The organism is Streptomyces sp. NPDC015171 (assembly GCF_043079545.1).
Classification (GTDB): domain Bacteria; phylum Actinomycetota; class Actinomycetes; order Streptomycetales; family Streptomycetaceae; genus Streptomyces.
Genome location: NZ_JBIBUO010000012.1, coordinates 32,065 through 48,300 on the forward strand (window position 1 = coordinate 32,065; position 16,236 = coordinate 48,300).

A 16,236-nucleotide genomic window follows, 5' to 3' on the forward strand; every position below is an offset into this window, starting at 1 on the left:
GGCCCTAGCGGGTGCCGGTCCCTCCGTCCTCGCCGAGCCACTCCTCCACGATCGCGGCGGTCTTCGCGGAGTCCTCCCGGATCATCGAGAGGTGGTCGGCGTCCACGAGACGTTCCTCGGCGCCGGCCACGAGCGGCTGCCGGTCCCGTGCCGTGTCCCGCGCCTCGATCGGCTCGGCGTCCACGCCGAGGAGTGCCTTGCCGCACCTGACCTGGAGGACGGGGGCCGTGGTGTGCTGCACGTCCAGCCGGTTGAGCAGGACCATCCAGCGGCCCATCGCGGACAGCCGGGAGTTGGTCAGCCGCACCGGTGAGGCGTCCGCCGCCGCGCCGCCCGCGCCGCCGCCCGCCGTGCCGCCGGCCGCGGCGAAGTTGAGCCGCATCATGCCGTTGTAGTCGACGCCCTCGCCGGCGTCGTGCCGGAAGCTGAGGGTGTCGAGCAGGACGACGCCGGCCGGCCTGATCCCCCAGGTGTGTTCCAGCATTCCGGCCGCCGCGTAGGCGAAGGAGCCGCCGGAGGAGTGGCCGAGGAGGACGAAGGGGCGGCCTTCGCTGGCCCGCAGGGCGCTCTCGGCGATGGTGCGGGTGGCGACCTCCGGGGTGGCCGGGAGCCGCTCGCCCGTCGCGAAGCCGACCAGGGGCAGGGCCGCGACGTCCCGCTTGCCGCGGAAGTGCGCGGCGAGCCGGGCGTACTGGTGGATGCCGGCGTTGGCGGTGGGTGCGCTGACGCAGATCAGGCGCGGGCCCAGGGGTCCTTCGGCGAGGTTCGCCGCCCAGGGCAGGTCCTCCAGTTCCGCTGTCGCCTCGAAGCTGGGGCGCAGTGCGGCCACGGTGGCCAGCATGCGCTGGGCCTCGGCCACCTTGCCGGCCTTGAGGCCGTCGGTGAACAGCCGCTCCAGGGAGTCGAGTTCGGGGCCGGCGGCGGGTGCGAGGAGGGCGCCGCCGCCCGGCTCGTCGCCGGTGCCGGTCCGGTGGGTGGCGAGTTCGCCGCGCAGCCAGGCGGCCAGGTCGGCCGGTGTCTTGTTGTCGAAGACGACCGTGGCGGGGAGCCGCAGGCCGGTGACGGCGGAGAGCTTGTTGCGCAGTTCGACCGCGGTGAGCGAGTCGAAGCCCAGCTCGTAGAAGTCGCGGTCGGACTCGACCTCGGCGGGTGAGGCGTGGCCGAGGACGTCGGCGGCCTCGGTGCGGACGGCGTCGGTGAGGAAGCGCATCCGGTCGGTCTCGGGCAGGTCGAGCAGGCGCCGGGTGAAGGCGGCGGTGGCGTCGGCGCCGCCCGCCTCGTTCACCGCGGTCCGGCGCGCGGTCCGCACCAGGCCCCGGAAGAGCGGCGGGACCTCGCCCTGCGGTCGCATCGCGCCGCCCGCGAGACCGATCGGGATGACGAGCGGCTCGGCGGATCCGGTGGCCGCCTCGAAGAGGCCGAGGCCCTGCTCGATGGAGAGCGGGGGCATGCCGCCGGACTGCATGCGCCGCATGTCGGTGTCGCTGAGTTCGCTGGTCATGCCGCCGTCCTGGGCCCAGGGGCCCCAGGCGAGCGAGGTGGCGGCGAGACCGAGGGACCTGCGGTGGTCGGCGAGCGTGTCGAGGAAGGAGTTGGCCGCGGCGTAGTTGCCCTGGCCGGGGCTGCCCATGACGCCCGCGATGGACGAGAAGACGAGGAACGCCGCCAGGTCGTGGTCGCGGGTGAGTTCGTGCAGGTTCCAGGCCGCGTCGACCTTGGGCCGCAGCACACCGGAGAGGCGTTCGGCGGTCAGCGAGGTGATCACGCCGTCGTCCAGGACACCGGCGGTGTGCACGACGGCGGTGAGCGGGTGCTCCGCCGGGATCGCGGCGAGCAGGGCGGCGGTGGCGTCCCGGTCGGCCGTGTCACAGGCGGCGACGACGGCCTCGGCACCCAACTCCCTGAGTTCCGCGACCAGTCCGGCCGCTCCGGGGGCGTCGGGGCCGCGCCGGCTGGTCAGCAGCAGCCGGCGGGTGCCGCGGACCGCGAAGCGCCGGGCCAGATGGCGGCCGAGCGCGCCGGTACCGCCGGTGATCAGCACGGTGCCCTCGGGATCCCACAGCGCCGGCATGGTGAACACGACGCCGCCGGCCGGCCCCTCCCGCTCGGGCAGGGCGGCACGGGCGTGACGGATGTCGTACGAGGTGAAGGCGCCGTCGGCCGCGGCCTGGTCCCAGGTCCGGCCGGCCGGCAGCGGCGCGAGGTGCCGCTCGTCGAGGACGGCGACGGGACCGAGTGCCACCGGCTCAAGGCCGACGACCCGGTCACCGGGGCGTACCGCGGTGACGCCGGGGCCGGTCCCGGTGACCGTGCCCGCCGCCCGGCCGAGCGGTACGGGTCCGTCGCCGGGGAGCGGTGCGGCGGCGCGTACGGCGAGCCGCACCTGACCGGCGTCGAGGGGCCGCGCCGCCTCCGGGCAGGGGGCGAGCCACAGGCCGTCCCCGTCGCTGTCGTCGGCGCGCTCCACGCGCCAGGGCATTCCGGCCGGCGGCAGCAGGCTCGGCCCGGTGGTGAGGCGGGCCAGCCGGCCCACCCGGACGGCGCCGTCGCGTACGAGGAACTGCGCCTCCCCCGCGGCGAGCGGGCCGGAGAGCGCGTCGAGCGCCGCGGTGACGTCCGCGTCCCGTTCGATGTCGAGGAGGACGAAGCGTTCCGGGTGTTCGGAGTTGGCCGAGCGGACCAGGCCCCAGGCGGCGCCGCCCGCGAGGTCGCGCAGGGCCTCGGACCCGGCCCGGACGGCGCCGCGGGTGACGAACACCAGCCGGGAGGCGGCGAACCGCTCCTCGGCGAGCCACTCCTGGACCAGGTCCAGGACGCGCGCGGTCAGCGCGTGCACGGCGGCGGGCACGCCCTCGGCGCCCCCGGACCCGCAGGTCGCGTCCGCCGCGGCCGGGGCGGGCAGGGAGACGACGACCAGGTCGGGGACCTCGGACGACGCCGCGGCCAGTGCGGCCAGGGACGGCGTGGAGGCGCCCACGCCGAAGCCGTCCGTGCCGAGCGCCACCCGGCTCGTGGGTACGGGCTCCGCGCCGGTCTCGGCGGGGATCCACTCCAGGCGGAACAACGGGTCGTGTCCCGCGCGCCGGGCCTGTGCCTCCAGCGGTGCCGCGAGCCGCAGCGACTCCACGGACAGGACGGGCGCCCCCTCGGCGTCGACGGCGGTGAGGGACACCGTGTCGTCGCCGCGCCGCACGAGGCGCACCCGCAGGACGGAAGCTCCCCCGGCGTGCAGGGACACCCCGGTCCACTGCCGGGGCTGCCACGGCAGGTCCTCCGTACCGAACCCGAGCAGGGTGCTGGCGTGCAGGGCCGCGTCCAGCAGGGCCGGGTGCAGGCCGAACCAGCGGGCGTCCTCGGCGATGTCGCCGGGCAGTGCCACCTCGGCGAGGACTTCGTCGCCGCGCAGCCAGGCGGCCCGCAGGCCCTGGAAGGCGGGGCCGTGCCCGGCGGCCTCGTGGAAGCCGTCCAGGTCGACGCTCGCGGCGCCGGCGGGCGGCCAGACGAGCCCCTCGAACGGGGCGGCTCCGGGTCCGGAGGCGTCCTCGGAGGTCAGCGTGGCGGTGGCGCAGCGGATCCACGGCTCGTCGGGCGCGGCGTCGGCGGACCTGGCGTAGCAGGTCACCGTGCGGGCCCCGGAGTCGTCGGGGGCTGAGGTCCACAGCTGGATCACGGGCTCGTCGCCGCCGCCGAGCGGCAGCGGCGCGGTCAGCGTGAGGTCGGCGATGTGCCCGCAGCCGGCCTGGTCGCCCGCCCGGACGGCCAGTTCGAGGAAGGCGGTCGCCGGGACGTGGGGGGTGCCGTTCACGCGGTGGTCGAGCAGCCACGGGTGGACCCGCGTCGAGAGCCTGCTGGTGAACAGGAGCCCGTCGGAGTCGGCGAGCGGAACGGCCGCGCCGAGCATCGGGTGTTCGGCCGGCAGGAGGCCGGCGGAGGTCACATCGCCGGAGAGCGGTGCGGGACGCGGCCAGTACCGGTCGTGCTGGAAGGCGTACGTCGGCAGGCCGACGCGGCGGGCGCCGGTGCCGTCGAACAGCGCGGCCCAGTCGACCCGCACGCCGCTCACGTGGAGCCGAGCCAGCGCGGTGACCAGTGCCGACTCCTCGGAGCCGTCCTTGCGCAGGGCCGGTACGGCCACGCACTCCTCGTCCGCGCCGTCCGGGGTCTGCTGGGCGAGGGCGGTGAGGACGCCGTCCGGGCCGATCTCCAGGAAGGCGGACACGCCGGTCTCGCGCAGTGCCCGGACGCCGTCGGCGAAGCGGACGGTGCGGCGGACGTGGTCCACCCAGTACGCGGGGTCGCACACCAGCTCGGCCGTGGCCGGCTCGCCCGTGACGTTGGAGACGAGCGGGATCGCGGGCGCCGCGAACAACAGTCCGGTGACGACCGCGCGGAACTCGTCCAGCATCGGGTCCATCAGCGGCGAGTGGAAGGCGTGCGACACGCGCAGCCGGTTCGTCTTGCGTCCTAGGGCGGTGAACTCCTGCCCGATCCGCAGGACTTCCGCCTCGTCGCCGGCCAGTACGACCGATTCGGGTCCGTTGACGGCGGCTACGGCGACCGCGTCCGTCAGCCGGGCGAGGGCCTCGGCCTCGGTGGCCTGGACGGCGAGCATCGCACCGCCCGCGGGCAGGGCCTGCATCAGCCGGCCGCGAGCGGCCACGAGCGTGCAGGCGTCCGTGAGCGAGAGCACCCCTGCGGCATGGGCGGCGGCCACCTCGCCGACGGAGTGCCCGGCCAGCGCGTCGGGCCGGACGCCGAGGGACTCGACGAGCCGGAACAGCGCGACCTCGACGGCGAAGAGGCCCGTCTGCGCCCACAGTGTGCGGTCGGCGCGCACGTCGTCGGCACCCCAGATCACCTCGCGCAGGGGCGTGTCGAGATGCCGGTCGAGCTCCGCGCACACCTCGTCGAAGGCCCGCGCGAACACCGGGAAGCGGTCGTACAGTCCCCGGCCCATGCCCAGGCGCTGGGCGCCCTGGCCGGAGAAGAGGAAGGCCGTGCCGCGGGAGGCGGCCTCGCCCCGGGCGATCTCGGTGCCGTCGACCAGGACGGCGCGGTGGGCGAAGGCGGTGCGCGCGGTCGCGAGGGAGAAGCCGACGTCCACCGCGGACCGCCCGGACAGCGCGCCGACACGGTCCCGCTGGGCGTCGAGGGCGGACCGGGTCCGGCCCGACACCACCCACGGTACGACGGCGGGCGTCACGGGTGTGCCGACGGCGGGTTCGGCCGGCGGGGCCTGTTCGATGATCGCGTGCGCGTTGGTGCCGCTGATGCCGAACGAGGACACGCCCGCCCGCCAGGGCCGGTCCGCCTCGGGCCACGGCCGGGCCTCGGTGAGCAGGGAGACCGCTCCGGCCGTCCAGTCGACGTGCGAGGACGGCTCGTCGATGTGCAGTGACTTCGGCAGGATGCCGTGCCGCATCGCGAGCACGGTCTTGATCACGCCGGCGACGCCGGCGGCGGCCTGGGTGTGGCCGATGTTGGACTTGAGCGAGCCGAGCAGCAGCGGCCGGTCGGCGGGGCGGTCCTTGCCGTAGGTGGCGAGCAGGGCCTGGGCCTCGATCGGGTCGCCGAGCGCGGTGCCGGTGCCGTGGCCCTCGACGGCGTCCACGTCGGCGGGCGTCAGGCCGGCACCGGCCAGGGCCTGGCGGATGACCCGCTGCTGGGACGGTCCGTTGGGCGCGGTGATGCCGTTGGAGGCACCGTCCTGGTTGATCGCGGAGCCGCGGACGACGGCGAGGACCTCGTGCCCGTTGCGGCGGGCGTCCGAGAGCCGTTCGAGGACCACGACGCCCACGCCCTCGGACCAGTTGGTACCGTCGGCCGCGTCCGAGTACGCCTTGCACCGGCCGTCGCCGGCGAGGCCGCCCTGGACGGTGAAGCCCGCGAAGCTGACCGGGGTGGTCATGACGGTCACTCCGGCCGCGAGCGCGAGGGAGCACTCGCCGTTGCGCAGGGCCTGCCCGGCCCAGTGCAGGGCGACCAGGGAGGACGAGCAGGCGGTGTCGACGGTCACGGCGGGGCCTTCGAGGCCGAGCGTGTAGGAGATACGGCCGGACAGGACGCTGCTGGCGAGGCCGGTGCCGGCGTGGCCGCCGATGTCCTCGCGGGAGTTCATCATCAGCGTGGCGTAGTCGAGGCCGTTGGTGCCGACGAAGACGCCGGTGCGGCTGCCCTGCAGGGTGTCCGGGGCGATACCGGCCGCCTCGATGGCCTCCCAGGAGGTTTCGAGGAGGAGGCGCTGCTGCGGGTCCATGGCGAGGGCCTCGCGCGGCGAGATCCCGAAGAAGGCGGCGTCGAAGTCGGCGACGCCGGGCACGAATCCGCCTTCCAGGGTGGCGCTGCGGCCGCGCCCTTCCTGGTCACCGGTGCGCAGGGTCCGCAGGTCCCAGCCGCGGTCGTCGGGGAACGCGGCGATGCCGTCGCCGCCCTCGGCGAGCAGCCGCCACAGGTCCTCAGGCGAGCGGACGTCGCCGGGCAGCCGGCAGGCCATGCCGACGATGGCGATGGGGTCGTCGGCCGCCGCCGTGGCGGCGGGGACGGCGCCGCGCCCGTCGTCCGCCGGCTGCTCCTCCAGCAGTTCGGCGAGGAGCCGGCGGGCGAGGACGGTGGCGGTCGGGTAGTCGTAGACGGCGGTGGCGGCCACCTTGAGGCCGGTGGCGAGGTTGAGCCGGGCGGGCAGCTCGACCGCGGTCAGCGAGTCGAACCCGAGGTCGCGGAATTTCCGGTCGGCCGCGACGGCCTCCTTGCCGGGGTGGCCGAGGACGGCCGCGACATGGGTGCGCACGAGGTCGGTGACGAGGGGCAGCCGGTCATCGGCGGGCAGCGCCCGCAGCCGCTGACCGAGCCGGGCGGCCTCGGAGGCGAACTCCTCGCGGGCCGCCGCCGCGTCCTCGATGGCCCGGCGGGCGGCCGGCAGCTCCTTCAGCAGGGCACCGCCCCTCAGGCCGACGAGGGTGTCGAGGACCTGCGGCTGGTGCAGGTCGAGCAGGACCAGCGTCGGCTCGGGCCGGGTGACGGCCTGCCGCAGCGCGGCGAGGGCCAGTTCGGGGTGGACGACGGGGACGGTGGCGCGGCGCGGCAGCGCGGTTCCGGGGTCCTGGCCCGGCTCGTCGGCCGTGTCCTCGTCCCACCAGGCGCCCCAGGAGAGGCAGGTCGCCGGCAGGCCCCGGGCGCTGCGGTGCCGGGCGAGGGCGTCGAGCACCGCACCGGCGGCGGCGACGGGGGCTCGGCCCGGTCCGCCGACCGCTCCGGCCACGGAGGAGAACAGGACGAACGCCGACAGCTCGTGGCCCTGCGTCAGCTCGTGCAGATGGCAGGCGGAGGCCGCCTTCGCCCGGTGGACGGCGGCGAACCGCTCGGCGGTCAGCTCGTCCAGCACGCCGTCGTCGACGATGCCCGCGGCATGCACCACGGCGGTGAGCGGCGCGTCCCCGGGGATGCCGGCCAGCACCGCCGCCAGGGCGTCGCCATCGCTCACGTCACAGGCGACGACGGAAACCACGGCTCCCAACTCCCGCAGCTCATCGGCGAGTTCACTCGCGCCGGGCGCTTCGGGGCCGCGCCTGCTGACGAGCAGCAGGTGCCGGGCCCCCTCGGCGGCCAGCCAGCGGGCCACCCGGCCGCCCCGGCCGCCGGTCCCGCCGGTGACGAGGACGGTGCCGTGCCTCTCCGGCGCGTCGGCGGCACCCGGCCGCCATCCGGCGTCCGGGGATCCGGCGGGGGCGGGCACGAGCCGCCGGCCGTACACGGCGGTCGGCCGCACCGCGACCTGGTCCTCGCCGTCGAGCCCCGCGAGCACCGCGGCGAACCGCCGCGCCGCATGCCGGTCGATCGTCTCGGGCAGGTCGATGACACCGCCCCACCGCTGGGGGTGCTCGAGAGCTGCCACCCGGCCGAGTCCCCACACTCCGGCCTGGGCCGGGGCGGGCAACGCCTCGGAGGCGGCGACCGCGACCGCGCCCCGGGTCACACACCACAGGGGTGCGGTGACACCGGCGTCGGACAGGGCCTGGAAGAGGGCGGCGGTCGCCGTGACGGCACCGTCCGCGCTCTCGGCGTCCAGCGCGAGGAGCGACAGCACTCCGGCGAACGGGGTGCCCGGGTCGGGCAGTTCGCCCAGCTGCCGCGCGAGGGCGCTCCGCTCGGGCGACGGTCCCGTGTTCAGGCAGAGCGTGTCCGGTCCGACGGCGTCGACGACGGCCGTGGTCCACTCCTCGTCCCGGCCGCGGGCCGGCACGAGGACCAGCCAGCGTCCGGCGGGCCGGGCGGAGGTCACGCCGGTCAGGGGCTGCCATGACTCGTGGAGGCGCAGCGCGTCCAGCAGCGACTGGTCACGGCGCTGCCGTCGCCAGGAGGACAGGGCCGGCAGGACGGCGCCGAGGGCCGCCCCGTCGATGTCGAGGTCGATGTCGAGGTCGGTGGCGAGCGAGGCCAGGTCCTCGCTCTCGACGGCCGCCCAGAACCGCGCGTCGACGTGGTCCTCGGCGGGCGCCACGGCCGCCGCACCGGCCGGGCCGGTCGCCGGCCAGTACCGGTCACGCTGGAAGACGTACGTCGGCAGGTCGACGCGGCGGGCGCCGGTGCCGTCGAACAGGCGGGCCCAGTCGACCCGTACGCCGCTCACGTGGAGCCGCGCCAGCCCGGTGACGAGGGCCCGCTCCTCGGGCCGGTCCTTGCGCAGGGCCGGTACGACCACGGCGGACCGGTCGTCGCAGGCGCCCAGGACGCCACGGGTGAGCGCGGTGAGGACACCGTCGGGGCCGAGTTCGAGGTAGGCCGAGGCTCCGGCCCGCGCCAGGGCCTCGATCCCCCGGGAGAACAGGACGGTCTCACGGACGTGCCGCACCCAGTACTCGGGGTCGCACACCAGCTCAGCCGTCGCCGGCTCGCCCGTGACGTTCGAGATCAGCGGGATCTCCGGGGCCGAGAAGGACAGCCCCGTGACGACCGCGCGGAAGTCGTCCAGCATCGGGTCCATCAGCGGCGAGTGGAACGCATGGGACACCCGCAGCACGCTCGTCCGCCGCCCCAGCCCCTCGAAGCGGACCCGGATCTCCTCCACCGCAGCGGCAGCACCGGAGACAACCACTGAGGAAGGACCGTTGACGGCGGCCAGCGACACCAACTCGCCTAGCAGCGGCTGCACTTCCTCCTCCTCCGCCTCGACGGCCACCATCGCCCCGCCCTCCGGCAGGGCCTGCATCAGCCGACCACGAGCCGCCACGAGCGTGCAGGCGTCCTCAAGGGAGAACACCCCGGCGACATGGGCGGCGGCCACCTCACCGATCGAGTGACCAGCCACGAAGTGCGCCCGTACGCCGAGGGATTCGGCGAGCCGGAACAACGCCACCTCGACGGCGAAGAGGGCGGCCTGGGCGTAGACCGTCCGGTTCAGCAGCTCGACGTCCTCGCCCCAGACGACATCACGGACGGAGAGGTCCAGATGCGGGTCGAGCCCCGCGCACACCGCGTCGAAGGCGTCGGCGAAGACGGGGAAGCGTGCGTACAGCTCACGGCCCATACCGAGGCGCTGTGAGCCCTGACCGGAGAAGAGCACGGCCGGCGAACGCTCGCCCGCGACACCGCGCGCGATCTCGGCGCCGTCCAGCAGCACCGCGCGGTGCTCGAAGGAGCCCCGCCCGGCAGCCACCAGCGAGTGGGCCACGTCCAGCGGACGCGCCCGCTTCAGCGAGCCGAGCCGGTCGACCTGGGCGTCGAGCGCCGCCTCGGACTTGCCGGACACCGCCCAGGGCACCACGGAGGGCGTGACGGCCGGTTCCGAGTCGCCGGGTTCCACCGGCGGGGCCTGCTCGATGATGGTGTGCGCGTTCGTACCGCTGATACCGAACGCCGAGACCGCCGCCCTGCGCGGCCTGCCCTGCTCGGGCCAGGGGGTCGGCTCGGTGAGGAGCCGTACGTCACCGGCGGACCAGTCGACGTGCGTCGACGGGGCGTCCACGTGCAGGGTGCGGGGCAGCACGCCGTGCCGCATCGCCATGACCATCTTGATCACACCGGCCACACCGGCGGCGGCCTGCGTATGGCCGATGTTCGACTTCAGGGAGCCGAGCAGCAGCGGACGCTCCGGCGCACGCTCGCGGCCGTACGTGGCGAGGAGCGCCTGCGCCTCGATCGGGTCACCCAGGGGCGTGCCCGTGCCGTGGCCCTCGACCACGTCCACGTCCGCCGCTGCGATACCGGCGTTGGCCAGCGCCTGGCGGATCACGCGCTGCTGGGACGGCCCGTTGGGCGCGGTCAGCCCGTTGCTGGCGCCGTCCTGGTTGATCGCGGAGCCGCGGACCACGGCCAGTACCTGATGTCCGTTGCGCCGGGCGTCGGAGAGCCGTTCGAGGACGAGGACACCGACGCCCTCGGACCATCCGGTGCCGTCGGCCGCGTCCGCGTACGCCTTGCACCGGCCGTCGGTGGCCAGACCGCCCTGCCGGGTGAAGCCGGGGAAGCCGAGGGAGGACGACATGACGGTGACACCGCAGGCCAGCGCGAGCGAGCACTCGCCGCTGCGCAGGGACTGGGCGGCGAGGTGCATGGCGACCAGTGAGGAGGAGCAGGCGGTGTCGATGGTGACCGCCGGGCCTTCGAGACCGAAGGTGTACGACACCCGGCCGGACACGACGCTCGCCGCCAGTCCCGTACTGGCGTGGCCCTCGATGTCCTCGCGCGAGTTCATGACGAGGGTGAGGTAGTCCTGGCCGCCGGTACCGACGAACACGCCGGTCGCGCTGCCGCGCAGCGATGCCGGGTCGATGGCCGCGCGCTCGATGGCCTCCCAGGACGTTTCGAGGAGGAGCCGCTGCTGCGGGTCCATGGCGAGGGCCTCGCGCGGTGAGATCCCGAAGAAGCCCGCGTCGAACTCGGCGACTCCGTGGAGGAAGCCGCCCTTGGCAGTGGCGCTCCGGCCGCGGCCGTCGGGTCCTTGGCCGCCGCCCAGCAGCGTGTCCAGGTCCCAGCCGCGGTCGGTGGGGAAGTCGGAGATGCCTTCCCTGCCCTCGGCGACCAGCTCCCACAGGTCCTCCGGGGAGTCGACACCGCCCGGCAGCCGGCAGGCCATGCCCACGATGACGACCGGGTCGTCCGCCGTCCCGGAGGTCACCGCGTCCGGGAGCCGGACATCGCCGCTCTCGTCCAGCAGTGCGGCGGCGAGGTGCTCGGCGACGGCGGTCGGTGTGGGGTGGTCGAAGACCAGGGTGGCGGGCAGGCGCAGGCCGGTCACGGCGGTGAGCCGGTTACGGAGTTCCAGGGCGGTGAGGGAATCGATGCCGAGATCGTTGAAGTCCCGGTCGGCGGCGATGGACTGGGCGGAGGCGTGTCCCAGGACGGAAGCCGCCTCGGCCCGCACCATGTCCACGAGGAGGCGGGCGCGCTCGTCGTCGCGCAGGTCCCACAGCCGCGCCGCGAGCGCGGCGGCTGTCCCGGCACCGCCGGCCGTCGTCGCCGCCATCCGCCGGCCCCCACGGACCAGGCCACGGAACATGGTGGGGACTTCTCCGCGCATGCGGGGAGAAGCGGACGTGGAGAGCCGGCCCAGGGGGACGAGGTAGGGCTCGTCGAGGGTGGTGGCGGCGTCGAAGAGCGCCAGGCCCTGTTCGACGGACAGGGGAGGGATCCCGGACGCCGTGATCCGCTTGCGGTCCACCTCCGACAAGCCCGCCGTCATACCAGCGGTCGGCACCCACGCACCCCACGCCAACGACTGCGCCGCAAGACCAAGGGAACGACGGTGCAACGCCAGAGCGTCCAGGAACACATTGGCCGCCGCATAGTTGCCCTGACCCGCCGAACCCATCACACCCGAGATCGACGAGAACAACACGAACGCCTTCAGGTCCATACCCTGGGTGAGTTCGTGCAGGTGCCAGGCCCCATCCACCTTCGGACGCAGCACCGACGACATCCGCTCACCCGTCAGCGAGGACACCACCCCGTCGTCCAGCACACCCGCCGTATGCACCACCGCCGACAACTCAACACCCGACAGCAGAACCTCAAGAGCCTCCCGGTCCGCCACATCACACGCCGCGACCACCACATCAGCACCCTGAGCCACCAACTCGTCCCGCAGACCCGCCGCACCCGGAGCCCCCAACCCCCGCCGGCTCACCAACAGCAGATCCCGCACCCCATGCACCGACACCAGATGCCGGGCCACCTCACGACCCAGACCACCCGTACCACCCGTCACCAACACCCGACCACAAAACGGCGACTCAACGGACGACACATCAGCCCCAAGGCGAGCCAACCGCCCCACATGCACAACCCCGTCCCGCACCAGCACCTGCGACTCACCCACCGCAAGCACCGCCCCCAACGGCACCTCACCCTCACCCTCAACATCCACCAACACAAACCGACCCGGATTCTCCGACTCAGCAGCACGCACCAACCCCCACACCGCCGCACCCGCCAGATCACCACCCCCCACCACACCACGCGTCACCAACACCAACCGCGCACCCGCAGACCACTCCCCCGACAACCACTCCCGCACCAAACCCAACACACGCACCAACACCTCATGCACCCCACCAGGCGCCACACCCCCCACCACAGGCACCACGACCAGGGTGGCTTCGCCGGGGATCTCCGCCAGCGACGTGGCGTCGGCTCCGAGCGTGACGGCCTGGAGGTCCTCGTCGGCGCCGGCTTCGGCGGACGGGACCGCAGTGGGCACCCACCTCAGACGCAGCAGTCCGTCACGGCCGTCCGTCTGCCGGAAGGCAACGGCGGCGACCGGTTCCGCCAGGGTCAGGGACTCGACGCTGAGGACGGGGGCACCGTCGGCGTCGGCCAGAGTCACCGAGACGGTCTCCTCGCCGGTACGGACGACACGCGCCCGGACGATCGGTGCGCCGACCGCGTAGAGCGTGACCCCGTTCCAGGCCACCGGCACCAGTCCCCGCCCGTCGCCCTCCCGCACCACAGCGGAGAGCAGCGCCGGGTGCAGGCCGTACCCTGCGGCTTCCTCCGCGGTCTCGCCGCGCAGGGCGGCCTCCACGAACGTCGCGTCCCCGCGCCGCCACAGCGAGACACCGGTCCGGCCGTCCGCGTCCGCCTCGGCACCGGTCTCGGCGACAACCGCGCCACGCGGCGGCCATACCGCGAAGTCGGCGGTGTCGACGTGCGATTCGACCGGTTCCTCGGTACGGAGCACACCGGAGGCGTGTTCCGTCCAGGCCCCGTCCTCCGTGCCCTCGGTGCTTTCAGGGCGCGAGTAGAGGGCGATCTTGCGGGCTCCGGAGGCGTCGGGAGCCGCGATCCACACCTGGATGACCACGGCGCCGTCCTCGGGCAGGACGAGCGGTTCGGTCTGGACGAGTTGTTCGACGCGGCCGCAGCCGACCTGGTCGCCGGCGCGAACGGCCAGCTCCAGCAGGCCGGCGGCCGGGAACACGGTGTCGCCCTCGGCGTGGTCCGCGATCCAGCGGTGTGCCGTCGGGGACAGCCGGCCCGTGAACACCATGCCGTCCGAGTTCGCCAGGGCGACCGTCGCGGCGAGCAAGGGGTGCTCGGTCGGCACCAGTCCCGCACCGCGGACGTCGCCGAGGTGGGCGGTCGGGCGCGGCCAGTACCGCTCGTGCTGGAAGGCGTAGGTGGGCAGGTCGACGCGGCGGGCACCGGTGCCGTCGAACAGCGCGGCCCAGTCGACGTCGACTCCGGTGACGTGGAGCTGCGCGAGTCCGGCGACGAGGGCGTGCTCCTCCGGCCGGTCCTTGCGCAGGGCGGGCACCGAGACGGTGTCGTCGGCGTCGGGCAGGCAGTGACGTGCCATCGCGGACAGGACGCCGTCCGGGCCCAGCTCCAGGAAGGCGGTGGCTCCCGCCCCGCTCAGGGCGCGAACTCCGTCGGCGAAACGGACGGTCTCACGCACATGCCGCACCCAGTACTCCGGGTCGCACACCAGCCCGGCCGTCACCAACTCGCCCGTGACGTTCGAGATCAACGGGATCTCCGGAGCCGAGAACGACAGCCCCGTGACGACCGCGCGGAACTCGTCCAGCATCGGGTCCATCAGCGGCGAGTGGAAGGCGTGCGACACCCGCAGCACGCTCGCCCGCCGCCCCAGCCCCTCGAAGCGGACGCGGATCTCCTCCACCGCAGCGGCGGCACCGGAGATGACCACGGAGGAAGGGCCGTTGACGGCGGCCAGGGACACCACCTCACCCAGGAGGGGCTGCACTTCCTCTTCCGTGGCCTCGGCGGCGAGCATCGCCCCGCGCTCCGGCAGGGCCTGCATCAACCGACCACGAGCCGCCACCAGCGTGCATGCGTCCTCCAGCGAGAACACCCCCGCCACATGCGCCGCAACCACCTCACCGATCGAATGACCGGCCACGAACTCCGGCCGCACACCCAGCGATTCAGCCAGCCGGAACAACGCCACCTCGACGGCGAAGAGGGCAGCCTGGGCGTACACCGTCTGGTTCAGCAGCTCGGCGTCCTCGCCCCAGACGACATCACGGAGGGAGGTGTCCAGGTGCGTGTCCAGGCCCGCGCACACCGCGTCGAACGCCTCCGCGAACAGCGGGAAACGCCCGTACAGCTCACGGCCCATACCCAGCCGCTGCGACCCCTGCCCCGAGAACAGCACCGCCAGCGAACGCTCGCAAGCCTCCCCACGCGCCACCTCACGGCCGTCCACGAGCACCGCGCGATGGGCGAAGTGCGTGCGTTCCGCCGCCAGTGAGTGGGCGGCGTCGAGGGCCGGGACCCCGGCCAGCGCGCCGAGCCGCTCCAGTTGGGCGTCGAGCGCGGCCGGAGTCCTGCCGGACACCGCCCAGGGGACCACGGCGGGCGCGAGGACCGGCCCGGAGTGCTCCGGCTCGGCCGTCGGGGCCTGTGTCGGGGCCTGTTCGATGATGGTGTGCGCGTTCGTGCCGCTGATGCCGAACGCCGAGACCGCAGCCCTGCGCGGACGGTCGAGCTCAGGCCAGGACACCGGTTCGGTCAGCAGCCTGACCTCGCCCTCCGACCAGTCCACGTGGGTGGACGGGGTGTCCACGTGCAGCGTGCGGGGCAGCACGCCGTGCCGCATCGCCATGACCATCTTGATCACGCCCGCGACACCGGCGGCGGCCTGCGTGTGACCGATGTTCGACTTCAGGGAGCCGAGCAGCAGCGGACACTCGGGATCGCGGTCGCGGCCGTACGTGGCGAGGAGCGCCTGGGCCTCGATCGGGTCGCCGAGGGGCGTGCCCGTGCCATGGCCCTCGACCGCGTCCACCTCGGCGGGCGACAGTCCGGCACTCGCGAGCGCCTGCCGGATCACACGCTGCTGGGACGGTCCGTTGGGCGCGGTGAGGCCGTTGCTGGCGCCGTCCTGGTTGATCGCCGAGCCGCGGATGACGGCCAGTACCTGGTGCCCGTTGCGCTGGGCGTCGGAGAGCCGTTCGAGGACGAGGACACCGGCGCCCTCGGACCATCCGGTGCCGTCGGCCGCGTCCGCGTACGCCTTGCACCGGCCGTCGGTGGCCAGACCGCCCTGCCGGGAGAAGCCGGAGAAGCTCATCGGCGTCGACAGGACGGTCACGCCGCCCGCCAGGGCCATCGAGCAGTCGCCGCTGCGCAGGGCATGCGCCGCCAGATGGAGCGCCACGAGGGACGACGAGCAGGCAGTGTCCAGGGTGACCGCCGGCCCCTCAAGGCCGAACGCGTACGACAGGCGTCCTGAGAGCACGCTGGCCGTGAGCCCGGTGGTGGCGTGTCCCTCCACATCCTCGGCGGAGTTCATGACCACACCGACGTAGTCGACACCGGCGGTGCCGACGAACACGCCGGTACGGCTGCCCCGCAGGGTCTCCGGCCTGATCCCGGCCCGCTCGAACGCCTCCCAGGACGTTTCCAGCAGGAGCCGCTGCTGCGGGTCCATGGCCACGGCCTCGCGCGGCGAGATCCCGAAGAAGTCCGCGTCGAACGCGGCCGCGTCGACGAATCCGCCTTCACCGGAGGCGCTGCTGCCGCTTCCCTCGCCGGAGAGGGCGCCCAGGTCCCAGCCGCGGTCGGTGGGGAAGGGGGAGACCGCGTCCCGGCCTTCCGTGACCAGGTCCCACAGTTCCTCCGGCGTACGGACGCCGCCGGGCAGCCGGCAGGCCATCCCCACGATGGCGATGGGTTCCTGCTTCCCCGACTCGACTTCCAGCAGCCGTTGGCGAGTCTGGTGCAGGTCCGCGGTGACCCACTTGAGGTAGTCAACGAGCTTGCTGTCGTTCGACATGA

At 74.2% G+C, this 16,236-nt stretch carries 1 protein-coding gene; it reads right to left on the reverse strand.

Going from position 1 to position 16,236, the window contains the following annotated elements; translation table 11 throughout:
* Positions 1-4: 4 nt before the first annotated feature.
* Entirely contained in the window at positions 5-16,234 is a 16,230-nt protein-coding gene (locus tag ACF073_RS28790; RefSeq protein ID WP_392074314.1) for a type I polyketide synthase, read from the reverse strand.
* Between the last annotated feature and the right edge of the window lie 2 nt (positions 16,235-16,236).